The sequence below is a fragment of the Paraburkholderia phenazinium genome (assembly GCF_900141745.1).
Taxonomy (GTDB): Bacteria; Pseudomonadota; Gammaproteobacteria; order Burkholderiales; family Burkholderiaceae; genus Paraburkholderia; species Paraburkholderia phenazinium_B.
Map to the genome: position 1 here is coordinate 822,746 of NZ_FSRM01000002.1, position 21,440 is coordinate 844,185.

Consider the following 21,440-nt stretch of genomic DNA (forward strand, 5'->3'; position numbering starts at 1 on the left):
CCTCAGTGTAGCCGCTTAAAGATAGCGGCTGGGAGAAAACTCGAGCACCACGCGCGATGGCACATCGCCGTGTGCCAGGCGCTGGAACACGTTGTTGATCGCCGAAAGCGGCTGCAGCTCGATGTCGGCCTTGACCTTGCCGTCGGCAGCAAAGGCAAGCGCTTCCGCCATGTCGCGGCGATTGCCAACGAAGGAGCCGCGAATCGTGATGCAGTTGGCCACGACATCGAACAGCGGCGTGGGAAATTCACCCGGCGGCAGTCCCACCAGCACGCAGGTACCGCATTTGCGCGTCATGCCGACGCCTTGTTTGAACGCCCCAAGAGAGGGCGCCGTAATCAGCACGCCATGCGCGCCGCCGCCAGTGGCCTTTCTCACGGCGGCAATCGGATCGCCGTCCTTCGCATTGACCACGGCGTCGGCGCCGAGGCGTTTCGCATGGGCTAGCTTGTCGTTGTCGATATCGACCGCGCACACGTGCAAGCCCATCGCTTTGGCATACTGAATCGCTAGATGCCCCAATCCGCCAACGCCGGAGACCACGACCCATTCCCCTGGCCGCGCCTGGGTCTCCTTGATGCCCTTGTACGAAGTGATGCCGGCGCAGATGAGCGGTGCGGCTTCGCGAGCCACCAGACCCGCCGGTATGCGGGCGACGTAGTTCGGGTCCGCCACGATGTATTCGGCAAAGCCACCGTTTTTCGTGTAGCCGCCGAACTGTGCTTCGGCGCACACGGGCTCGCGCGCCGTGAGGCAGAACTCGCAGTGTCCACAGGCGGAATACAGCCAGGGCACGCCGACACGGTCGCCCTCCTTCACCGCCGTCACACCCGCGCCAAGAGCGGTGACGATACCGATACCCTCATGGCCCGGCGTGAATGGCAACGTTGGCTTTAACGGCCAGTCCCCGTTCGCGGCATGCAGATCGGTGTGGCATACGCCACAGGCTTCGGTCTTGACCAGAATCTGGCCGGGAGCGGGTTCCGGAATATCCAGTTCCTTAAGCACCAGCGGTTTGCCGAACTGTTCGACAACGGCAGCTTGCATTTTGGATGTCATGGCTTGTTCCTCGGTTGCGATGGGTTCAGCGTGCTAAGCCACAGCGGGCAATCCGAGCCCCCTGACCGCTTCGCTCATCTTGATGAGCACGGTCTGGGCGTCGCCATAGACCATGTTGCACTTGTCTGCGTAGAAGAGTTCATTAACGATGCCTGCGTAGCCCTTGCCTTCCCCGCGCTTGATCACGAACACCTGCTTGGCGTGGTCGGCGTTGAGAATCGGCATGCCGTAAATGGCCGAGGATTTGTCGCTACGCGCGGCCGGGTTCACCACGTCGTTGGCGCCGATTACCAGCGCCACATCGGCGGTGGCGAACTGGTCATTGATGTCCTCGAGCTGGAAGATCATGTCGTAAGGGACGCCAGCCTCGGCCAGCAGCACGTCCATCTGGCCCGGCATGCGGCCCGCCACCGGGTGAACCGCAAACTTCACCGACACGCCGCCCAGTTGCAGCAGTTTGACGAATTCGTATAGCTTGCCTTGACCTTGCGAGACCGCGAGGCCGTAGCCCGGCACGATGATCACCGACGCGGCATAGCGCATCGCGATACCGGCGTCGCCCGGCTGTGTGGGCTTGAGCTCGCCCTTGATCTTGCCCTGCTTGTGCGTGACCACGTCACCGAAATTGGTGAAAATCACATTGCTCACAGAGCGGTTCATCGCCTTGGCCATCAGCAGCGTCAACAACATACCGGCCGCACCCACCACCATGCCTGCGATCATCAATGCAGGGTTCTGCAGCACGTAGCCTTCAATGCCTACTGCCAGGCCGGTAAAGGCGTTAAAAATTGAAATGACCACCGGCATGTCGGCGCCACCGATAGGCAGCGTCATCAGGATGCCGAGTGCCAGCGCGCAAGCGAAGAAAAGGTAAATCCATGTGGGCATGGCCAGGATCAACGCCGCATTGCCCGCGCTAGCGAAGACGATATAGGCGCCGACAACGACCGTCAGCAGCAGCACCAGCCCGTTGAAAACCTGCTGACCCTTCACGCGTACCGGCTTGTTGATGACGCCGTCGAGCTTGGCCCACGCAATCAGCGACCCGGAGAAAGATACCGCGCCGATCAGCGCGCCCAGCAACGTCATGATCAGTGCGGGTGCGCCTTGGGCCTTGTTGCCGAACAGTTCCACCGCGGCAATCGCGCCGGCCGCGCCGCCGCCCATGCCGTTGTATATCGCCACCATCTGCGGCATGGCGGTCATCGCCACCTTGCGGCCGCCCCACCAGGCCACCCCGCCACCGAGCACCAGCGCGACGACGGCGAGCCCCAGGTTGACCGGCAGGTTGGGCCGGGCTGCCGCGCCGACGTCAAAGGCGTACAGAAAGCTCGCGAGCACGGCCACTGCCATGCCGATCCCTGCGACGAAAATGCCCGAAGGCGCCGTCACCGGCGAAGACATGCGATGCAGGCCATAGAGAAAGAGAAAAGCAGCAGCGAGATCGACCGCGCCGATGCCGAGTTGGGGGATCAGGGTCAGCATGGGGGCGCCCTCAATGCTTCTTTGCGTGGATTGACTTCACCGAGCCGGACTTACCATGTGCGCCGTGCCCCGCGGGGTGGCCGCTCGTCCTGAACATGGCGAGCATGCGGTCGGTGACGGCATAACCGCCTGCGGCGTTGCCCGCGCCGAACAGCACGGCGACGAAGCCGATCACCTGCTCCTGTACCGTACTCGCGTTCAGGAGCGCATAGATGCCGCCCACCACCACGATGCCGTGTACGAAATTCGAGCCCGACATCAACGGCGTATGCAGGATGGCCGGCACGTGTCCGATGATCACCCAGCCGGCGAACGCGGCCAGCATGAAGATGTAAATTGCGACGAAGCCGGAAATGCTGATCTGGAAGTCCATCTCTATGTCCTTGGTTCGGGCGTGTTCGTGTTCGTGTTCGTGTTCGTGTTCGTGTTCGTGTTCGTGTTCGTGCTGGTGTCGATGCCGGTGCCTGATAACATTGCTCACGCGGGCGTAACAGGTGCGGCTTTCGCTGGCGGCTTTTTCGCAGGAACAACAGGTTTTGCTGCCGCGTCGCTCGCCTCTGCCTTGTTTTCGCCCGCGTGGGTGAGCACCGTTTCGGCGAGAACTCCGTCGCTCCAGTCGATCTCGATGACGTTGTCTTTCATGATCAACGCGAGCAGGTTGTACTGATTCTTCGCATACAGCTCGCTCGCGTCCTCGCCGAGCAGCGAAGGCACGTTCAGCGGCGCGACGATCGTCACGTTGCCGATCCGCGTAGTCTCGCCAGGCCGCGTGTCTTCGCAGTTGCCGCCGCCTTCCGCCGACAGATCGACGATCACCGAGCCGGCCTTCATGCCGGCCACCTGTGCGTGGCTGATGAGCTTGGGCGAGGCCTTACCGGGAATCGCGGCGGTTGTGATGATCAGATCGGCGCTCTGGATGTGCTTCGTCAGCACGTCCGCGACCTTGATTTTTTCCTCGGCGCTCAGCTCGCGGGCATAGCCGCCTTTGCCGCGCGCATCGATACCGGTGTCGACGAAAGTGGCGCCCAGCGAGAGCGCCTGCTCCTGAGTCTCGGGCCGCACGTCATAACCTTCGACGACAGCTCCGAGCCGGTGCGCCGTTGCAATGGCCTCCAGCCCTGCCACACCGAGGCCCATCACCAGGACATGCGCCGGTCCGATCGAACCTGCCGCGCTGGTGATTTTGGGCACCACGCGAGCAAGATGCGTCGAGCCGAGTTGCACCGCGTAGTAGCCAGCCAGCGCGGACTGGCTCGATAGCGCGTCCATGGACTGGGCGCGCGTAATGCGTGGCACCCGCTCCATCGCGAAGCAGGTGATCTTCTTTTCGAGCAGGCGCTTCAACAGCGCGGGTTCGTTGTGCGCGTAGACGAACGAAACGAGGATCGCACCTTCCTTCATTGCATTGACCACCTCCAGCGCGGGAGGCTGAACGGCGAGCACGACATCGGCTTCTTTAACCAGCGCAGTGCGGTCCGCTATGAAGGCAACGTTCCCGAACGCGGCATCGTCCAGATGAATCGTTGCGCCCGCCCCCGGCTGCATATGCAGCCGGGCACCCAGTTTGATCAGTTTCTGGACCACGGACGGCACGAGCGCCACACGGCGCTCATGGGCCCGGGTCTCCGTCAGAACGGCGACATTGATATACATGGCGGGCTTTCCTTGTGGCGATCAGGCCGGTGCGTCGAGGTGGGCGGTGCGGACCAGCTTCGTATTGACGAACTCCTGTATGCCCATGTTGCCGAGCTCACGGCCGTAGCCGGAATCCTTGATGCCGCCAAACGGCAGTTCCGCATCGGACCAGTCGATGTTGTTGATAAACATCATTCCGGTGTCGACCCCGCTCGCAACGCGTTTGCCGCGCGCTACGTCTTCGGTGAAGACCGAACCGCCCAGGCCGAAGTCCGAGTCGTTGGCGAGCGCGATGGCTGCGGCCTCGTCCTTGACGCGGAAGAATGAAACGACCGGGCCGAAGAACTCATCGCGGAAGGCCGGATTGTCAGGCTTGATGTCCGTCAGGATCGTGGTCTCCATGAACGAGCCGGGACGGTCGATACGCTTGCCGCCCATCACCAGCGTGGCGCCATGTGCCACCGCATCGTCGACCTGCTTGAGCAGTTGAACGAGCGCGGCCTCGGTGGACAAGGGACCGTGCGTGGTCTTCTCGTCCATTGGATCACCCGCCTTCAGTTCGGAGAGTGCCGACTTGAATTTGGCGAGAAATTTGTCGGCGATTGAATCGAGAACAATGAATCGCTTCGCCGCGCAGCACGTCTGGCCAGCGTTATACATGCGTCCCCATACCGCCCAGGGAACGGTCTTTTCGAGGTCGGCGTCGTCGAGCACGATGAAAGCATCGCTACCCCCTAGCTCCATCGAAGTCTTCTTGAGGTTCTGCCCCGCTCGCGCTGCAATGCTTCTGCCAGCCTCGACGCTGCCCGTCAGCGCCACGCCCTTGATGCGCGGGTCGTCGATGATCCGCTCGGACTGTTCGTGCGAGATCAGCAGGTTGGTGTACGCACCCTTAGGCGCGCCAGCGTCGAGCAGGAGCTTCTCGAAGGCGATCGCGCATTGCGGTACGCAGCCTGCATGCTTGACCACCAGTACGTTACCCGCCATCAGTTGCGGACCGGCGACGCGTGCGAGCTGGTAATACGGAAAATTCCACGGCTCCACGCAGAAAAGCACGCCGAATGGGCTATTTTCCATGTGAGCTTCACCGACTTTCGGATTCAGCTTGGTCGGCGCGAGGAACACTTTGGCATGCTCGGCGTAGTACGCGAGGATGTCGGCGCTGAACTTCACTTCGCCGCGCGCTTCGTCGATGCGTTTGCCCATTTCAAGGGTCGCCAGCCTAGCAAATTTATCGACGTTCGTGCGCATCAGCGTGGCGGCCTTAGCCACGATTTCGGCACGCTGGGCGTAGCTGGTGTGCTTCCATGTCTGAAAACATGTCTCAGCGGCGGCGATCGACTTTTCAAGCTGCTCGTCGGTAAGCTTGTCGAAACTCTTCAGGACCTTGCCGTTGTTGGGGTTGACGCTTTGGTAAACCATGGTGGTGCCCTCTTTAAATGGAAATGTGCTCGAGTCCTATCGAGGAACATCAAGCGTGTACAAGATCCAAGGGTATGTGTGTTTGTTATCCTAACTATTGATCCAGATCACTTTACAAGCTTGGGCCGGATGGCGGCTTCGAACATCGGTAAGCGCTTTTATTCGCGTCCAATCCACAGCCCACCATGCGCTGTCGGCCATGCGAACCGATTGACCCAGATCAAACCGTTGCTAGATATCGAAAGATTCGCAACCCAGCTTGTCCTGCACTCAGACTTGCGGCCGCCAGCCTGACGGCTGGCGCGCTGTCCGGCCTAACCGTCCTTTGTGACAAATTGCCTCGCGAGACTCGCCCAAACGGCGTGGCTGCATGCAGCGCAGAGGTTCATGGTTGCACGCTGGATGCGATGTGTCTGTACGGTAGCAGTCAACGCCCTTAAAACGGGTACGGAACCGTACCGACTTCCAGCCACACTGTGAGCAATCTATGGATGAGCGACCCGAGCCACGTTAGGCCTGAGGCGCGCCTCAGCTGCAAAAGAAAGGGGAACACACATGAAAATCCACCCGCAGGTATGGATACTGATCGCGCTTTTGCTGATCGTTAATCTGAGTGCGTGCATTCTGGTGCCGGTTGGCGGTGACGGTGATCATCACGGCGACTATCACTCTGATCACGGTCAATACTAGGCGCGTACGGTTACGCCACGTCCCAACACAGCGTTCGGCCGTCATCTGGGGCACCCGTACCCCGTCCTTCGATTTCTGGTTTTACGACAGCCTGTCGCCGCGATGAGGTAGACGGCCTAACCATGAGCGAAGGAGTCGCCCATGATCTCGTCGCGTTCAGCTGCGTCGGACAGCAGGAACTCTTTCCTCGCCTCATCCACTACGTGCCGTACGTACGCGCTATAGCCGGCGCGACCTACCGTTTCGATGTCCCAGTTACATGCCTCAGCATCCGGTGCATGCGCTTTGGGCAACGGTAAAGAGACGTCCCAGGGATAGCCGGACGCCGGCGGCTTCAGCAGTACCCGCCTATGGACTTCCTGCTGGATCTGCCTGGCAGTAAGCACCTTTCTGAACATGACGACCTCCCTGGGTCAATGTGTGGTCGGGTGTCTGTTGACGGCCCCCGAATGCCGGCATGACGTCAGGCGCCCTGCCCAAACGGTTCTTCTACGCCCGCGGCACTCACTTCCGCGGTGATGACCCGATACAGTTCGGCGAATCGCTCGTCTACCGTAGCGTCGAAGAGCGGATCAGGCTGCCCATACGCACCTGCGCTTTCGAGTTCATGCCAGTCCGCGCCGCTGAGGTTTTTCTCCGCGGCGGGGAACAGCGTCAACTCCTCGATGACCATGTTGTGCCGTAGCCGCTCGGCGTAAAGCCGGACACGGCTATCGACGAGCTCCTGTGACATGTTTTCGCCGCGTACCGCAGACTCCAGGTCCCGCAACAGATCACGACCATCCCGGATCAGCACTTGATGCTGGGACTCGATTTCCCGACCGAATTCGACCGATAGCGCTCTCTTTGCCAGCAGCTTCTCGACCATCCGGTCTTCGATCACGTGATGCGCAAGGTCGGCAAAGCGTGTCAAATAGCACAGCGCGTCGACCAGCAACGCGATATTCGGGGCGGTCGCATCCGTGCGCAGGCACGATTGACGATTGAGCAGGTTCACAAGGCGCGCAAGCCTGACGTGTTCCGCCTGAAGTTTCTCGATGATGACGCGCATGATATCCCTCCGCGTATTCAGCGTCGTTTTGATCCGGATGCACGAATCGCGATCACGATCGCTCGCCGTGCATGTCGTCCTGTCTATTTGTGTTTCAGGGCGTCTTCGACTCTCTACCGTCTTGCGCTACGCACCGTAATTACGGTGCGCTCAACGTCCGAGGAGGTCGGTACGGTGCCGTACAAGTGCGCAATCGGCAGTACGGCAGTACACAACGCCGAGCACTTTCGCAGATGCGGCAACTCACGATTCTCGCAACATGATCGATACGCCCAGTTCCCAAAAACACTGGAGGCATTGCTTCGGTCACGATGCAATGCCTTTGCAAAAGTCATCGGACGGCGAGTTTCATCTCGGGCTGCGCATTTCCATCACATGGACAGCCTGTCCTTCGACGCCCGCGAAGAGCAACACGATACCGGCCAGAAACGCGATGGTGCCGAAGCCATGAATCAATGGCCAGAACCGTGCATGACCGTCATGCAAACGACTCTAAGCTCGCGCACCGCTATTCCGTTGACCTGGATCAACCAATGGGGAAGCGCGTGGCGCCATCGAACCGTCGCCAGCGGCTTGCCCGATCAGATCGACCGGATGTCCGACCGTATGGCCCGCACGCGCATTACGCCAACTGATCGGCTGGCGCGACGCCAATGTGGCTTTGGTTGATCCAGATCAGCGCGAAGCCGTCTTCGTTGTCCATGATGAGTTCCCGACGGTCCGCGGCGAGTCGCGTATCATCAACGGCTTCCCGTTCAGCCACTGCAACGCAGCTTTGCGCCGGGTCCATGCCATGCCTATCGACTATCTTCGCAGCTTCGCCCGCCCCGAGCGCACCGATCAGAGCAACCGGCGCCTTGGCCGCTCGCTCGCGTTCATCGCCGGTGCCGCGAATGCCGGCGGCTTTCTCGCGGTCGGCCAATACACGTCGCACATGTCGGGGATCGTCTCGTCACTGGCCGATAACCTGTCGCTGGGTGACCTTGGCCTCGTGGTCGCGGGATTCAGTTCGCTCGTGGCGTTTCTGGCTGGCGCAGCGCTATCGGCCATCCTGATCAACTGGGGCCGGCGGCGGCGCGCACAAAGCGAGTACGCGATGCCGCTGATGCTGGAAGCCGCGTTATTGCTGTGTTTCGGTCTGCTGGGATCGAACCTCGAGAGTCATCGCGTCCTGTTCCTGCCCGCTACGGTTGGGTTGCTGTGCTTCGTGATGGGCCTGCAGAACGCCATTATCACGAAGATATCGAAGGCCGAAATCCGGACCACGCACGTGACCGGCCTCGTTACCGACATCGGAATCGAGCTAGGTAAGCTGCTTTACTGGAACGTCTCCGAAGCGGGCCCAGGCGTGAGTGCGGTCAGGGCTGACCGGTCGAAGCTCGGCCTGTTCGCTTCGCTGCTCGGCATGTTCTTCGCGGGCGGACTGGCGGGAGCGCTGGGCTTTAAATACGAGGGCTTCGTGTCGACCGTGCCGCTGGCGGCGATGCTGGTTGTGCTGGCGGTAGTGCCACTGGTGGACGATCTGGTGGGACAGCGGCGCTAGCTAAGGCCAGTCGTGTCCTACCGTCCGGCAATTCGTATCGAGGCCGCCCGCAAGCCGGCATGAAACAAATAGACGACAATTTCGCACGCACGCGCTATGTTGAACAGATTGCTCCTGCGTTCGCTTCGTCCGTTCAGGATCGCGCCTTCTCACGCTGAGCCACCGAATCATCACCGAGGCACGCTCGCATGTCCGGTCACGCCAAGCTTCCCGCCTATGACGCGGCGAACCGGTCCACGCCGGAGATCGCTCCCAACCGCCGACCCGTGCTCATTGCCGCGCTGACATTCGTGATGGCGATGGCCATCACCGTCAGCTCGGCGAGCCTTGTCCGCGACCATCTGCGGCATGCCGCACAGGCGCACTTCGAGTTGCGCACGCAACGCATCACGGCGGACCTGCGCGACGAATTCCGGGCCTGCGAGCAGGTAATGCTCGGTGCGAGCGGTCTGTTCGCCGATGTCTCGCCACCCGGGGCCGTCACACCTGAGCTCTGGTCCCGTTACGTGTCTCAAATCGATCTGGCCGACACCCTGGCCTCAGCCCGAGCGCTCGGGTACGCCGATGCGCCTCACCCCACAGCGCTGGGCGCATCCGGGTCGCTGTTCGCGCCCGTCAGAGTGATGTGGCCCAGGTTCGCCGATGCGGCGCGCCCCGATCGCGACCTCGGGGCCGATGCGACTGCGCGTGCGGCGCTCCTGCGCGCCGGCGATTCCGCACAGGTCTCGCTGTACGTGCACGCCGGCGGGCAACAGGCGCCCCAGGGCAATGAGCGCGCCATGCTCGATCTGTATTTGCCGGTGTATGCGGCCGGGTCCGCGCCGCTGTCGCGCGAAGCGCGGCGCGCTGCGATCTCGGGGTTCGTGGTTGCGGTGCTCGATACCGGACAACTTTTCGGCGACATCGTCATGCGTGACCCACGCCTTGCACTGCGCGTCACGGTGAGCAACGCGGGTGCACCAATGCCACTGTTCACCACGGACACGTCATCGGACGATTCCGCCGACGCCCCGCCGCTGTTCCACGAGACAGACACGCTGACTGTCGGCGGCGAAGCGCTAACGCTGTCCTACAGCACCAGCGACGCCGCTCTGAGCGCCATTCCCGATTACAGCAGCAACGCGGTCCTCGCCGCCGGAACGCTCGCCGCGATCTTTCTCGCCGGCATCGCCTTTCTGCTCGCCCGCCGTGCGGCAGGCACATCGGCGGAAACCAGCCGGGCGAGTTCTCAATCGACGCTCAACGAAGCCCGCATGATGGGCATCATCAGGTCATCGATGGAGGCGATCATCACCGTCGATGAAGCGCAGCGCATCGTGATCTTCAATCCGATGGCAGAGCGCATATTCGGCTGCTCTGCGATGGACGCCATCGGCGCGCCTCTCGTACGCTTCATTCCGGAACGCTTTCGCAGTGCACACGAAAAACATGTCGAACAGTTTGGCGTGACAGGCGTCTCGGAGCGCCAGATGGGCCGGCAGCGCGTCCTGTTCGGGCTGCGGGCAAACGGCGAAGAATTTCCGATTGAAGCGTCGATCTCGCAGATTCTCGACGCGAACGGCAAGCTGTACACAGTGGTACTACGCGACGTCACCGAGCGCGTCAGGGCCGATAACGCGCTAAAGGCGTCGCGCGAGGACCTGCGCGAACTGTCGGCGAATCTGCAAAACGTGCGCGAGGAGGAGAAAGCCCGCATAGCCCGCGAATTGCACGACGACCTTGGCCAGCAGTTGACTGCCCTGAAGATGGATCTATCGTCCGTCGAACTGGCGCTCGACGCCCTGCCCGCGGGCGATCCGGAAGTGCGCACCCAGTTGCGCGGCATGCGCCGTCTGATCGACGCGACCGTTGCGTCGGTACGGCGCATTGCGGCGGACCTGCGGCCCGTGATGCTCGACGACCTCGGTCTCGTGCCCGCGATCGAATGGCTCGCGAACGATTTCACGAACCGTTATGGTATCGACATCGAACGTCAGATCGAGCCGGGTGACATCGTGTTTACCCGTAATGGCGCCACCACCCTGTTCCGGATCGTCCAGGAGGCGCTCACCAATGTCGCGAGGCACGCGGACGCGACACTCGTCACGCTGGTATTACGCATCGAAGGCGAACAATGCATCCTGCGAATAGAGGACAATGGTCGAGGTACCGTCGAACCGGATGGCCGAAATAGCAAATCGTTTGGATTGCTCGGCATTCGCGAGCGCGCACATATGCTCGGCGGCTCGATCTCAATTGAAACGGCGGCCGCGCGCGGCTTTGCAATCACCGCCGTTTTCCCGCTGCATTCGATCCAACAGGATGAGACACTCCCATGACCCGCGTGCTACTGGCCGATGACCATGCGCTGGTGCGCGACGGTCTGCGCCACATCCTCAAGAGTGCAAGCGGTTTCGAGGTCGCGGGCGAAGCCAGCGATAGCACAAGCACCATTGCGCTCGTCCGCGCGAGTGCGGCCGACGTGCTCGTCCTCGACCTGTCGATGCCCGGGCGCAATGGCATTGAACTCATCAGACAGATCAAGGACGAGAAGCCCACGCTGCGCGTGCTGGTACTGACCATGCATGCAGAACAGCAATATGCCGTGCGTGCCTTCAAGGCCGGCGCGTCGGGCTATCTGACAAAGGAAAGCGCCAGTGCGGAACTGGTGGCGGCGGTCACCAAAGTGGCCGCCGGCGGCGTCTATGTGAGCCTCGCGATGGCGGAGCGCTTCGCACTGAGCCTGAACGAACCCGTCGACACCTTGCCGCACCAGCGGCTCTCTGACCGCGAATTCGACGTATTCCGGCGCATTGCCGCCGGCCAGACCATCTCGGAGATCGCGCAGGAACTCAGCGTCAGCGCTAAAACGGTCAGCACGTACAAAACCCGCATCCTTGAAAAGATGCAGATGCCGCACGACACCGCGCTCGTGCGTTACGCGATCCGTCACAAGCTCTTCGAAGAAAACGACGAACTCTGACCCCGCCGCCGCAGCGTCCGTAAAAAGTCGCAGACTTGAAGTGGGACAGGTGGCACGTCATCCCAACGGGGAAGTCGTGTAGGCAAACCCCTACACAGCTTCCATATAGCCTACCCGAACCTCATTCGCCGCCGATATTTTTTCAAGATAGTGCGGCCGATACTGCTGTCATGAACCCGAAAACGCTGGTGCCATGCTGAAAGTCTTCCTCGTTGAAGATTCGTCGCCGGTACGCCTGCGACTCGCCGCCCTGATCAAGCCGATTGCCGAAGCCAACGTGGTCGGCGAAGCCGAGGATGCCGGCACCGCGTTGACAGGCATTGCAAACAGCGGCGCCGACCTGGTGATCGTCGATCTGCGCCTCGCTGGAAGTGACGGCCTGGACCTGGTCAGCCATCTTTCGCACGGTGCCCGGAAGGTGATCACGATCGTGTTGACCAACTACTCGACGCAGGCTTTTCGCGCAGCCAGTTTCGCCGCGGGCGCCGATTACTTTTTCGACAAGACAAGCGAGTTCGACCTCGCGCGGGACACGATTGCGCACATTGCCCGCGCGCGCTCAGACCACATCATCGAATGAACCGGAGGTCAGCATGTTCAATGCAGCCCAATACGTGGACGATAGCGTGGACGACACGACGCTCGCGCTGCCACCGCCGTCGTCTGCCGCGTCTTTTGCCTTGTCTATTCCGAAGCGCGCCGGAAACGTCTGTTCAAACTGTCCGGTCCGCGCAACGTGCATGCCTGAGACCCTGACACCGTCCGAACTGGCCCGGCTCGACTCGATCATCTGCTCGACGCGGACGATCAGGCGCGGTGAATCGCTGTATCGCGCGAACGATACTTTCCAGAGCGTCTATGCAGTACGGTCGGGTTCGTTCAAAACTGTCGTCATGCATCGCGATGGCCGCGAGCAGGTGACCGGCTTCAACCTGGCCGGCGAGATGCTCGGCCTCGATGGTGTCCATACCGAGCGCCACAGCTGTGATGCCATCGCGCTCGAAGACAGCAGCGTGTGCATCATCCCGTTCAGCGTGCTCGAGGGCCTCTGTCACGAGATGAAGGCGATGCAGCAACATGTGCACCGGATGATGAGCGGCGAAATCGTTCGCGAGTCCGGTCTGATGATGCTGCTCGGCACGATGACGGCGGAACAGCGGGTCGCTGCGTTCCTGCTCAACCTGTCGCAACGCCTGAAAACACTTGGCTACTCCGCGGCCGAATTCAATCTGCGGATGACGCGCGAAGAGATGGGCAGTTATCTTGGGATGAAGCTCGAAACGGTGAGCCGCATGTTTTCGAAGCTTCACAAAGACGAACTGGTCGAAACTCACGGCAAGCAGATCCGGATCGTCGATTTCGAAGGACTGGCACTCATTTGATCCGCAACGCGAGGGGTCGTTGAGCTGTATCAAGAGCTCAATCGAATAGAGATTTATAGTCGTTTCATCGCGACGCCGTACATCCACACAGGGTTCAGCGTCACGCTTACGGAGCACCGCGATGCACTCTCGCCCTGCACCGGGCTTCCCGCAGGTGTCATGAGGGCGGCATCCCGCAAGGCTATCGAGAGCCCTTTCTCGAACGACGATCGCGTGCCGGTCGCCGACCTCATGATTCACGCGAGAAGACCATGTCTACTATCGAATCGACCCAACTGGACAACGCCGTTGGCGATACGCTGCCGCTCATTTTGCCGTCGCGTCACGCCTCCATCGACGGCATCGACGGCTACCGTGCGCTGGTCGCTGAAGCAAACGAGAATCACGAAGCATTCTGGGCCCGTCTCGCCCGGGAACATCTGAGCTGGCGCCGGCCGTTCACGCAGATTCTCGACGACACCAATCCGCCGTTCTACAAGTGGTTCGAAGATGGTGAACTGAACGCGTCGTATAACTGTCTCGACCGTAATCTCGCCAACGGCAACGCGAACAAAACCGCCATTGTCTTTGAAGCGGACGACGGTACCGTCACTACCATCAACTATCAGGCGCTCTATCACCGCGTTTGCCGCCTCGCCAACGCGCTGCGGGCAAAGGGTGTGAAGAAAGGCGACCGAGTCATCATCTACCTGCCGATGTCGATCGAAGGTGTCGTCGCAATGCAGGCGTGCGCCCGTATCGGCGCGCCGCATTCGGTCGTGTTTGGCGGTTTCTCCGCGAAGTCGCTCCATGAGCGGATGGTCAATCTCGGCGCAGTCGCGATTATCACGGCGGACGAACAGGTGCGCGCAGGCAAGACCTTGCCGCTCAAGACCATTGTCGACGAAGCGCTCGGTATGGGCGGTACCGATGCGATCAAGACGGTCATCATTTACAGGCGTACAGGTGGGCGGATTCCGTGGATCGCCGGGCGCGACGCGTGGTTGCACGAACTGGAACAGCGCCAGCCGGATACCTGCGAGCCGGAATGGGTCGGCGCAGAGCATCCTCTGTTCGTGCTGTACACCTCTGGTTCGACGGGTTCGCCCAAAGGCATTCAGCACAGCACCGGCGGCTATCTTTTGTGGGCGGCCGTGACGATGAAATGGACCTTCGACATCAAACCGGACGACGTCTTCTGGTGTACCGCAGACATCGGCTGGATCACCGGCCACACCTATATCTGCTATGGCCCAACCGCTGTCGGCGCGACCCAGGTGATGTTCGAGGGCGTGCCGACTTATCCGAATGCAGGCCGTTTCTGGGAAATGATCCAGCGCCACAAGGTGACGATCTTCTATACGGCGCCGACAGCCATCCGCTCCCTCATCAAGACCGCCGAAGCGGACGAAGCCGTCCACCCCCGCAGCTTCGATCTGAGTACGCTGCGCATCCTCGGCACCGTCGGCGAGCCGATCAATCCGAGCGCGTGGACGTGGTATGCGCAGCATGTTGGCCGCAACCGGTGTCCGGTGCTGGACACCTTCTGGCAGACCGAGAGCGGCGGCCACATGATTACGCCGTTGCCTGGTGCGACGCCGCTCGTGCCCGGATCGTGCACGTTGCCGCTTCCAGGTATCGACGCAGCCATCGTCGACGAAGCCGGTCATGAAGTGCCGAATGGTCAGGCCGGCATTCTCGTCATCAGGAAGCCATGGCCTTCGATGATGCGCACCGTCTGGGGTAACCCGGAGCGCTTTCGCACCGGCTACTACCCCGACGAACTCGGCGGCCAGCTCTACGTTGCCGGCGACGGGGCAATACGCGATCCCGAGAACGGCTATTTCACGATCACGGGACGTGTCGACGATGTGCTGAACGTGTCGGGACACCGGATGGGCACGATGGAAATCGAGTCCGCGCTTGCCGCCTGCCCACTGGTCGCCGAGGCAGCGGTGGTCGGTCGCCCGGATGAAACATTAGGCGAAGTCATCGTCGCATTTGTCGTGTTGAAAGGCACACGTCCCGAAGGTGAAGAAGCAAAACTGGTCGCGGCCGAACTGCGTGCATGGGTCGGCAAGGAAATCGGACCGATCGCGAAGCCGAAGGAGATCCGCTTCGGCGATGCCATGCCGAAAACGCGCTCCGGCAAGATCGTGCGCCGGTTGCTGCGGTCGGTAGCGAAAGGCGAAGCACTCGCACAAGATATGTCCACGGTCGAAAATCCCGCTGTCATCGCGCAGTTTGCCGATCTGGCCTAAAGGCGGTCATGCGCGATCTTCCCTCTGTTATCGCCGTGCGCCTGATGTATCCGGACGCGCGGCGCTACGGTTCATTTCTGCCATGCTGCAAGAGACGCTCATCATGAATACGAAGACACTCAATCCCGGTCCGCTTGGACTTGCCGGGTTTGCCCTGACCACCTGGCTGCTCAGCATGATCAACGCCGGCTGGTATAGCGCTGATTCGATGGGGCTGGTGCTCGCGGTCGCACTCGCCTACGGCGGTACGGCACAGGCGCTCGCCGGGCTCATGGAGATTCCACGCCGCAACACCTTCGGCGCCACCGCCTTTCTGAGCTACGCCGCTTTCTGGTGGTCGCTTGTGCTGTTCGTGCTGTTTCTGCACGATAAGGTTCCCGCAACGTTTGTCGGCTGGTATCTCGGCCTGTGGGGCGTTTTCACGCTGTACATGTGGGTTGCGACATGGCGCTCGCCCCGTGCACTGCAACTGGTGTTTTTCGCGCTGTGGATCACCTTCTTCCTGCTTGCCGCAGGCGAATGGACTGGTCTCGCCGTGCTGCACCATGCTGGCGGCTATGGCGGGCTTGTCACCGCTGCGCTCGCGTTCTATCTGTCGGCGGCGGAAATCATCAACGAAACGCATGGCCGCACTGTGCTGCCGGTAGGCCCAGCGCAGGACGCCTCCGCCGCGACGGTTATTGGATTGCCGCTGCGCATGCCGGCAATTCGCGAACGCAATCCTGCAACCGGCAGAAGCCCGGTTCAACCATGAATGCCGCGACGCAAGTGCCCGGCGGCCGCGTCGTTGCCGTGCGCGATGCGATCGTAGATGTCGCGTTCGACAGGGTCGCCCTGCCGCTCATCGAGCAGTCGATGTCGATCATTTCCGATCATGGACCGCCGATCATCGCGGAAGTGCTGGCTCATCTGGATGAGCGCACGGTCGGCGTGCTCGAAGATCGAGGTTGAGAGGATTGGTCACGGAACCACCGTCTCGTTATTGGAACCCTTCCGGGCTCTGGTGCGATAGGTTCGGCGAATCGGCTAAAGTATTCGACCCAACAATCTGGTGGTCGGTAATAAGCAAGCGGAAAGTCCTGGATCAGGTTTTATGTCATTCTGGACGAAGTTCAAACGGAGCGATTGACTCTGATCGACCCACAGGGGACCTACAAGATTACCGCAACCGGCCGTTCAAGATGGCCGTGTGTTGTCGCTTATACTTGGTCGCTCGCCATAGCAAAAAATCACCAGCATGAGCCCGGTTCCAAATGATCCGCAAACAGCATTTATACGGGAATTGCAGTCTCGCTACGATCAGAGGCCCACAGGATGGTTGCTTTCAGCCCCCGACATTGAACTCTGGACCCAGATTGTCGGATCGACGAGGCGGGACGCGTATAACGCGATGGCTCGGCAAATCGCGGTCGGATTTCACGAGGGGCGACTCCCCTTCTGGTTTTGCGACGCTGTGGTAAACGCGATTATCGGTTTCGTGTATGGCGACTGGACCGCGAAGGGGGAAGACTTCCCCGCCTTGTTTTACGAAATCTATTTAGCCTTTGACGCGGGTGAAGTTAGTCGACCGGGAGTCGATCCGATTGAGACCTACACGCGTCCTATGATTGCGAAAATTGTTCACGATTTAGGCAACGAAGCTGGATGACTCTCCCTGGCCGCGTGCCGCCGGATGCATCGGGCGTATGGCGTTCCTGAACGTCCCCCGATGCCGCAGAGGATCACTAATCTTCCACCGCAGTAAAGATCACAGGTATTTGAATTTTTTAATCTGCACCTTCCCGTTCAATCTACCCGCTACAAACTGCACAGGCTCCGTAGTATTCGCTATTGTCCGCTCCATAATCCAAGGAGTAGGCCGATATGTCATATCCTGACCATTTACATTTAAATCAAGTATTTCATATTCGGCCACATAGGCGTATGTAGTAAATCGTCCTCGACCTTGCCACTCCCAATGGGCAGGAACAATACGTTTTGCCAATACCTTGGCCTCCGCCGTTTGCACCTTCACGCCAGCATAGTTCACGATCAGAAAAATCAGCGAACCGATACAGAAGAGGATTAGAGCATCAAAAAAAAACAAAATAACTGCTCGCCCGATTTCTCCATGGTGAAACGCTGTAAAAGGAAGAAAAACTAGGTTATGGGTAGACATATCGATTTTCTAGCGTCTGATTACGGCGCAGTTTGCACCTTACACCGTGCCCGGGCCGGAGTCATTCAGCGCCGCCCGGATAGCGTCATGGTTCTGCGGCCCATTCGATTGTCGGCGATTTTGCTAGCCCTGTCGAATGACCGAAACTGGCCGTCAGAAGCATTTCGCCGGCGGCTGCGTTTCAAAATACTTCGACCGAACACCAGTCGGGCACGAACCCTTCGAAGATGAAAAAATCGTCGATGTATGCGAGACCGAGCTTTTCCAAAGACCTCATGCACGAGTCTGCTGCATCTCCGCCGAAAAACGGACCAAGCGAAATTAGATTGCTAGATTCGTCAAAATAGGTCCGCAAATTGAATTCGACCATAACCGTCGAGAGATCGACATTCTTGGCCGTGAGTGCGGCTCGTCGGACAACGATTCCGAAATCTCGCGATACCTTCATCTGTAGATGGCCGGAGCAAATGTGTAGCCACGATTGTTAACGATCTACGTGCCGGTGTCGACTGGCCGTTGGTGGCCGAACCCGGGCCGCCGGCGAGCGCACCAAATCGACCCATCGCGGACTTTCGGCTTTCTCGAGAGCGGCCGCTCGACGGGCATCAAGACTTCGCCCCAGTACGACGCGGCAACCGCAACGATAGGATCATGTGGATGAGCTCTTCGGCGAACGCCTCGCCCGTGTTTCAATGTATTAGCGCGCGGAAATCTTTTTGTGCATGAAATTGCGAAAACTGTTTGTCGTCGGCAATAATCGCTTTAAAGTTTGGATTTATCTTAATGACGGATTTCAGGGCTTCGATCGCTTCCTGGCGTTCGCCAGCCGCCCAGAGGGCTAGCGCTAAATTGTAGTAACCCCAAACGTACTGAGGGTCAATCTTTACCGACGTTTTAAGATTCTCCAACGCCTCGCCGACATTCCCTTTCTGCAACAACGCATACCCAAGCAAGTTGTAAGTCATAGCGTCTTGGGAGTTGAGTTTGAGCGCTTTTCTGTATGCAACGATTGCATCATCTATTCTGCCGCCTTGTGCGCTCGCAATCCCAGATCGAACGTATTCTTCAGCGGGCAACACCGCTACAGATTGTGGGGCACTCTCCACGGCGTGGCGAAGCTTGCCCTCCTTGTCCTCGATTAGGTGCGTATTGAGGAGGAACTCAAGATTCTTGACAGCGTCCTCTTGGTTGCCTGTCGCCACTGCCTTCAGAATTAGCGAGGATTCAAGCTTCGATTTCTCAAGCGTTAGATTGGAAAAACCTTGGAGGAGCGCTCCAATAACCGCTCCGATTATTGCAGTGGCACCCGCGATGATGGCTGCCCTAATTGGTGTGAAGTTAGCCGCGCGATGTGTCGCGATTTCGCCTTCTTGGAGGATCAATTCGCGCTCCTTCAGATCGAGCTCGCGTCGCCGTGCTTCTATTTCCGCCCGAAGTCGGTCGCGTTCGATATCGAGCTTGAGCAACTCGACGCCCGAATCTAGCTTCGGCGGAGTCGCGCGAATCTCAGGAGTTGTCATCTTTTACTGCTCCTTGGGCATATCGAAGAGCATTTTTGCGCACAGCGTCGCTCCGGCAAGCCCGTGCCTTGCCGGATAGGAGGAACTGCAACCCACGTAGGTAGTTCAGTAGGCCGTTCTAGACTCCACGATTGTGGACGATCTGGACCGCGACGTCTAATGGCCGGTTGTGGCCGGTCACCGCCTGATGGCGATCCGCAGCGCGCGACTCTCAATGGTCACCCAGCAGTTGCGGCAGTTGTTCCAGAGTGGGCAGGAAGTAATCCGGACAAACTGCACCATTGCGCTCCGCGCCTAGGGTGTATTTTCCGGTACCCACCAGTAACGATCTGGCGCCTATGCGTGTCGCACCAAGCACATCGGTACTGATGTCGTCACCGATGATCAGCGCTTCATCGGCACGGCAGCCAACATGAGCGAGTGCCCGCTGGAAGAACAGTTCTGACGGCTTGCCGGTTACCGTAGCCTGTCTGCCCGTGGCCGCTTCCAGCCCTACGATAAAGCTGCCGCAGTCGAGCTTGGGACCGTCATGGTCAAACCAGAAGAGCCCTTTTTGAGGCACAACCAATTCGGCTCCAGCTCTTAACATCAGAAAGGCCTGGTTCAGTACCTGAAAGTTGAACTGCTCGCCGATATCACTGATGACAACCACGTCGGGTTCTTTATCATTGATCGCAATGCCATCAAACATGGGGCGGATTGAAGACGGCACGATCAGGTGACATGTAATGCCGGGCCGCGATTTCAGATATTCAACGCATGCGGTGCCAGCGGTCTGGATTTCGTCGCTCTCGATCGCCAAGCCCCGGCTTTGCAATTCAGCAGCTAACAGGTCGGGACTCCGGCTGGTCGTGTTCGTCAGGAAGCGAACGGCCAGGCCTTGGCGTCGGGCACAAGCCACGGCGCCGGCGGCACCTGGTAAGGCTCTTCCTCTTCCCACAAGCGTACCGTCGACATCGAAAAGGATGGTCTTGATTGCACCCGGCAATGCCATCGCGGAATTCATAGTTTGCGCTCCCCAAGTTTGCCCACCGATTCTCAGCAGTCTGAGCGCCCGTGTCGACAGATGTGGAAAGTCGGCCGGCGCCGGGACTACAGTCCTGGCTTCGCGATAAATGCGAGCTTCTCATGTCCGTCAAACCCCGCTGACTCATAGAAGTGCACAGTTGCTTTATCCTTTCTTCCCGTCAGCAACATGACTTTATAGCAGCCAGCCGTCCAGCTCGATGTCAACGCCTCTCGAAGCACTGCTTTGCCGTAGCCCTTCCCGCGATGAGCGCTGTGAGTGACGACGTTCTCCAGGACACCGTAAGGCCTGCAACCACGGGTGAGATTTGGTATGACAGTCAGAGCACAGCTAGAAACCAGCTCGCTATCCATATATCCACCGAACAGGGTGTGACGAGGGTTCGCCATAAGCTCATTCCAGATTGAGCGAATAACCGGTTCATCCGGGAGCGCTTCATCGGCTGGATGCAGGTGACGATAGAGAAGGAGCAGTTGATCAAGCTCGGTCGGGGAAATGCTGCGTACTTGCAATTCAACACCCTCCTTCTTTCGAGAAGCGATTTTGCTTCGTGGTGGACCGAGTTATGGATAGTCCGAAACCGCCGGGCCTCTGTCGGTGAAGACCGACACGACGGCGCGCCGCTTTCCAAACGATGACCGGAGCGGGGCAGCGGTCCAGATAGCCCACGTTCGACCGTGTGGTCTGGATTGTCAACCAATTCATGTGTGGTTGTCGAAGGTACGCCAATGGCCGCTGACTGCCGGTTACAAGCGCTGCATTTGCAACGACGTGAGAGTTGTATTGACTACCTGAAATCCAAGGCGTTGGTAAAGATTAATCGCGCGATTTCCTTTCAAAACGCTTAGCTTGACAGGTACGCCGGCGGCATCTGCCTGCCGTAAAAATTCCCCAACCAGATAGGCCGCGATGCCGCGTCCCTGATGGGTCGGCGAGATCTGGATCTGTACGATCGTCCATTCATCCGGGTCCCGGAAGAATTTGAAAATTCCAAGTCTTTCCGATCCGCAACAGATTATGTAAGCGTCGTTATAGCGATAGCGAAGACGCTCCCAATGAGCGCGCTCGTCGGTCGACTCGCCAGCGCGTTCCAGGTGTTCGTCCATCGTCGCTCTCCGCAAGTCGAACAGAAACGGCTCGTCGGCCGCGGTCGCCGCACGAAGCATGACTTCAAAATTTTCCATTCGAAAGCGTCGACCGCAGCATTGGGATATCGACGATTGTTGACGATTCCCGCGATGTTGTCGACCGTCCGAAAGTGGCCGG

General features: G+C 59.6%; 23 protein-coding genes. 11 read left to right on the plus strand and 12 right to left on the minus strand.

Features of this window, described 5'->3' with window-relative positions:
* Positions 1-15 precede the first annotated feature (15 nt).
* The 5 genes from BUS06_RS23700 to BUS06_RS23720 all read right to left on the minus strand — a co-directional run bounded on the left by BUS06_RS23700 (position 16) and on the right by BUS06_RS23720 (position 5,601).
* On the minus strand, positions 16-1,059 hold the full coding sequence (locus BUS06_RS23700) for a zinc-dependent alcohol dehydrogenase (protein WP_074266860.1): 1,044 nt from the start codon (positions 1,057-1,059) through the stop codon (positions 16-18).
* Between the two features lie 33 nt (positions 1,060-1,092).
* Positions 1,093-2,544, minus strand: a complete 1,452-nt coding sequence (locus tag BUS06_RS23705; RefSeq protein WP_074266861.1) for an NAD(P)(+) transhydrogenase (Re/Si-specific) subunit beta — start codon at positions 2,542-2,544, stop codon at positions 1,093-1,095.
* 10 nt (positions 2,545-2,554) lie between these two features.
* Positions 2,555-2,917 (minus strand): NAD(P) transhydrogenase subunit alpha part 2, encoded by a 363-nt coding sequence (locus BUS06_RS23710; protein ID WP_074266862.1) that lies wholly within the window; start codon positions 2,915-2,917, stop codon positions 2,555-2,557.
* 104 nt (positions 2,918-3,021) lie between these two features.
* Entirely contained in the window at positions 3,022-4,197 is a 1,176-nt protein-coding gene (locus BUS06_RS23715) for an NAD(P) transhydrogenase subunit alpha (protein ID WP_074266863.1), read from the minus strand.
* Positions 4,198-4,218: 21 nt separating this feature from the next.
* Positions 4,219-5,601 (minus strand): NAD-dependent succinate-semialdehyde dehydrogenase, encoded by a 1,383-nt coding sequence (locus BUS06_RS23720; protein ID WP_074266864.1) that lies wholly within the window; start codon positions 5,599-5,601, stop codon positions 4,219-4,221.
* Positions 5,602-6,156: 555 nt separating this feature from the next.
* On the opposite strand from BUS06_RS23720, the gene BUS06_RS38565 reads away from it, so the two are divergent.
* Positions 6,157-6,291: a hypothetical protein gene (locus BUS06_RS38565; RefSeq protein ID WP_302050862.1), complete on the plus strand. Its 135-nt coding sequence runs from the start codon at positions 6,157-6,159 to the stop codon at positions 6,289-6,291.
* Between the two features lie 116 nt (positions 6,292-6,407).
* Here BUS06_RS38565 and BUS06_RS23725 read toward each other — a convergent pair whose 3' ends face one another.
* Positions 6,408-6,689 carry a hypothetical protein gene (locus BUS06_RS23725; RefSeq protein WP_074266865.1) on the minus strand — a complete coding sequence of 94 codons (282 nt, stop codon included), beginning with the start codon at positions 6,687-6,689 and terminating at the stop codon, positions 6,408-6,410.
* A gap of 65 nt (positions 6,690-6,754) precedes the next feature.
* A complete protein-coding gene (locus BUS06_RS23730) occupies positions 6,755-7,342 on the minus strand; it encodes a hemerythrin domain-containing protein (protein WP_074266866.1) in 588 nt (195 codons plus the stop codon).
* A 375-nt stretch (positions 7,343-7,717) separates the two neighbouring features.
* Between BUS06_RS23730 and BUS06_RS37505 the strand changes: the two genes are divergently transcribed.
* From BUS06_RS37505 to BUS06_RS23775, 10 genes are all read left to right on the plus strand, one after another.
* Entirely contained in the window at positions 7,718-8,011 is a 294-nt protein-coding gene (locus BUS06_RS37505) for a hypothetical protein (protein WP_143787642.1), read from the plus strand.
* Positions 8,012-8,135: 124 nt separating this feature from the next.
* Positions 8,136-8,885 (plus strand): YoaK family protein, encoded by a 750-nt coding sequence (locus BUS06_RS23735; protein ID WP_074266867.1) that lies wholly within the window; start codon positions 8,136-8,138, stop codon positions 8,883-8,885.
* A gap of 293 nt (positions 8,886-9,178) precedes the next feature.
* On the plus strand, positions 9,179-11,203 hold the full coding sequence (locus BUS06_RS23740; protein WP_074269255.1) for a sensor histidine kinase: 2,025 nt from the start codon (positions 9,179-9,181) through the stop codon (positions 11,201-11,203).
* Complete coding sequence (locus BUS06_RS23745) at positions 11,200-11,847, plus strand: response regulator (RefSeq protein WP_074266868.1); 648 nt, start codon at positions 11,200-11,202, stop codon at positions 11,845-11,847. Before BUS06_RS23740 ends, BUS06_RS23745 begins: the two co-directional genes overlap by 4 nt.
* Positions 11,848-12,040: 193 nt before the next feature.
* Positions 12,041-12,427: a response regulator gene (locus tag BUS06_RS23750; RefSeq protein WP_074266869.1), complete on the plus strand. Its 387-nt coding sequence runs from the start codon at positions 12,041-12,043 to the stop codon at positions 12,425-12,427.
* A gap of 13 nt (positions 12,428-12,440) precedes the next feature.
* A complete protein-coding gene (fnr, locus tag BUS06_RS23755; protein ID WP_083611571.1) occupies positions 12,441-13,229 on the plus strand; it encodes a fumarate/nitrate reduction transcriptional regulator Fnr in 789 nt (262 codons plus the stop codon).
* 251 nt (positions 13,230-13,480) lie between these two features.
* On the plus strand, positions 13,481-15,469 hold the full coding sequence (gene acs / locus BUS06_RS23760; RefSeq protein ID WP_074266870.1) for an acetate--CoA ligase: 1,989 nt from the start codon (positions 13,481-13,483) through the stop codon (positions 15,467-15,469).
* A 103-nt stretch (positions 15,470-15,572) separates the two neighbouring features.
* The gene (locus BUS06_RS23765) at positions 15,573-16,223 is read left to right on the plus strand and encodes an acetate uptake transporter (RefSeq protein WP_074269257.1); all 651 of its coding nucleotides are present in this window, start codon (positions 15,573-15,575) and stop codon (positions 16,221-16,223) included.
* Entirely contained in the window at positions 16,220-16,420 is a 201-nt protein-coding gene (locus BUS06_RS23770; protein WP_074266871.1) for a hypothetical protein, read from the plus strand. Before BUS06_RS23765 ends, BUS06_RS23770 begins: the two co-directional genes overlap by 4 nt.
* 286 nt (positions 16,421-16,706) lie before the next feature.
* Positions 16,707-17,117 (plus strand): hypothetical protein, encoded by a 411-nt coding sequence (locus tag BUS06_RS23775; protein ID WP_143787643.1) that lies wholly within the window; start codon positions 16,707-16,709, stop codon positions 17,115-17,117.
* Positions 17,118-17,216: 99 nt separating this feature from the next.
* Here the strand turns inward: BUS06_RS23775 and BUS06_RS23780 are convergent, their stop codons facing one another.
* The 5 genes from BUS06_RS23780 to BUS06_RS23805 form a co-directional block, all read right to left on the minus strand.
* A complete protein-coding gene (locus tag BUS06_RS23780) occupies positions 17,217-17,627 on the minus strand; it encodes a hypothetical protein (RefSeq protein WP_143787644.1) in 411 nt (136 codons plus the stop codon).
* A gap of 689 nt (positions 17,628-18,316) precedes the next feature.
* Positions 18,317-19,147: a tetratricopeptide repeat protein gene (locus tag BUS06_RS23790; RefSeq protein WP_074266875.1), complete on the minus strand. Its 831-nt coding sequence runs from the start codon at positions 19,145-19,147 to the stop codon at positions 18,317-18,319.
* A gap of 211 nt (positions 19,148-19,358) precedes the next feature.
* Positions 19,359-20,153, minus strand: coding sequence for a TIGR01458 family HAD-type hydrolase (locus BUS06_RS23795; protein ID WP_217272831.1), 795 nt, complete (start codon positions 20,151-20,153; stop codon positions 19,359-19,361).
* A gap of 86 nt (positions 20,154-20,239) precedes the next feature.
* A complete protein-coding gene (locus BUS06_RS23800) occupies positions 20,240-20,686 on the minus strand; it encodes a GNAT family N-acetyltransferase (protein WP_074266877.1) in 447 nt (148 codons plus the stop codon).
* A 234-nt stretch (positions 20,687-20,920) separates the two neighbouring features.
* Complete coding sequence (locus tag BUS06_RS23805; protein ID WP_074266878.1) at positions 20,921-21,358, minus strand: GNAT family N-acetyltransferase; 438 nt, start codon at positions 21,356-21,358, stop codon at positions 20,921-20,923.
* Positions 21,359-21,440: the final 82 nt, after the last annotated feature.

What these genes read in the sequence shown, in the direction of transcription:
- BUS06_RS23700 (WP_074266860.1), bottom strand. Translation starts at nt 1,059, where the DNA reads ATGACATCCAAAATGCAAGCTGCCGTTGTCGAACAGTTCGGCAAACCG.
- BUS06_RS23705 (WP_074266861.1), bottom strand. Translation starts at nt 2,544, where the DNA reads ATGCTGACCCTGATCCCCCAACTCGGCATCGGCGCGGTCGATCTCGCT.
- BUS06_RS23710 (WP_074266862.1), bottom strand. Translation starts at nt 2,917, where the DNA reads ATGGACTTCCAGATCAGCATTTCCGGCTTCGTCGCAATTTACATCTTC.
- BUS06_RS23715 (WP_074266863.1), bottom strand. Translation starts at nt 4,197, where the DNA reads ATGTATATCAATGTCGCCGTTCTGACGGAGACCCGGGCCCATGAGCGC.
- BUS06_RS23720 (WP_074266864.1), bottom strand. Translation starts at nt 5,601, where the DNA reads ATGGTTTACCAAAGCGTCAACCCCAACAACGGCAAGGTCCTGAAGAGT.
- BUS06_RS38565 (WP_302050862.1), top strand. Translation starts at nt 6,157, where the DNA reads ATGAAAATCCACCCGCAGGTATGGATACTGATCGCGCTTTTGCTGATC.
- BUS06_RS23725 (WP_074266865.1), bottom strand. Translation starts at nt 6,689, where the DNA reads ATGTTCAGAAAGGTGCTTACTGCCAGGCAGATCCAGCAGGAAGTCCAT.
- BUS06_RS23730 (WP_074266866.1), bottom strand. Translation starts at nt 7,342, where the DNA reads ATGCGCGTCATCATCGAGAAACTTCAGGCGGAACACGTCAGGCTTGCG.
- BUS06_RS37505 (WP_143787642.1), top strand. Translation starts at nt 7,718, where the DNA reads ATGGACAGCCTGTCCTTCGACGCCCGCGAAGAGCAACACGATACCGGC.
- BUS06_RS23735 (WP_074266867.1), top strand. Translation starts at nt 8,136, where the DNA reads ATGCCTATCGACTATCTTCGCAGCTTCGCCCGCCCCGAGCGCACCGAT.
- BUS06_RS23740 (WP_074269255.1), top strand. Translation starts at nt 9,179, where the DNA reads ATGGCGATGGCCATCACCGTCAGCTCGGCGAGCCTTGTCCGCGACCAT.
- BUS06_RS23745 (WP_074266868.1), top strand. Translation starts at nt 11,200, where the DNA reads ATGACCCGCGTGCTACTGGCCGATGACCATGCGCTGGTGCGCGACGGT.
- BUS06_RS23750 (WP_074266869.1), top strand. Translation starts at nt 12,041, where the DNA reads ATGCTGAAAGTCTTCCTCGTTGAAGATTCGTCGCCGGTACGCCTGCGA.
- fnr (WP_083611571.1), top strand. Translation starts at nt 12,441, where the DNA reads ATGTTCAATGCAGCCCAATACGTGGACGATAGCGTGGACGACACGACG.
- acs (WP_074266870.1), top strand. Translation starts at nt 13,481, where the DNA reads ATGTCTACTATCGAATCGACCCAACTGGACAACGCCGTTGGCGATACG.
- BUS06_RS23765 (WP_074269257.1), top strand. Translation starts at nt 15,573, where the DNA reads ATGAATACGAAGACACTCAATCCCGGTCCGCTTGGACTTGCCGGGTTT.
- BUS06_RS23770 (WP_074266871.1), top strand. Translation starts at nt 16,220, where the DNA reads ATGAATGCCGCGACGCAAGTGCCCGGCGGCCGCGTCGTTGCCGTGCGC.
- BUS06_RS23775 (WP_143787643.1), top strand. Translation starts at nt 16,707, where the DNA reads ATGAGCCCGGTTCCAAATGATCCGCAAACAGCATTTATACGGGAATTG.
- BUS06_RS23780 (WP_143787644.1), bottom strand. Translation starts at nt 17,627, where the DNA reads ATGTCTACCCATAACCTAGTTTTTCTTCCTTTTACAGCGTTTCACCAT.
- BUS06_RS23790 (WP_074266875.1), bottom strand. Translation starts at nt 19,147, where the DNA reads ATGACAACTCCTGAGATTCGCGCGACTCCGCCGAAGCTAGATTCGGGC.
- BUS06_RS23795 (WP_217272831.1), bottom strand. Translation starts at nt 20,153, where the DNA reads ATGAATTCCGCGATGGCATTGCCGGGTGCAATCAAGACCATCCTTTTC.
- BUS06_RS23805 (WP_074266878.1), bottom strand. Translation starts at nt 21,358, where the DNA reads ATGGAAAATTTTGAAGTCATGCTTCGTGCGGCGACCGCGGCCGACGAG.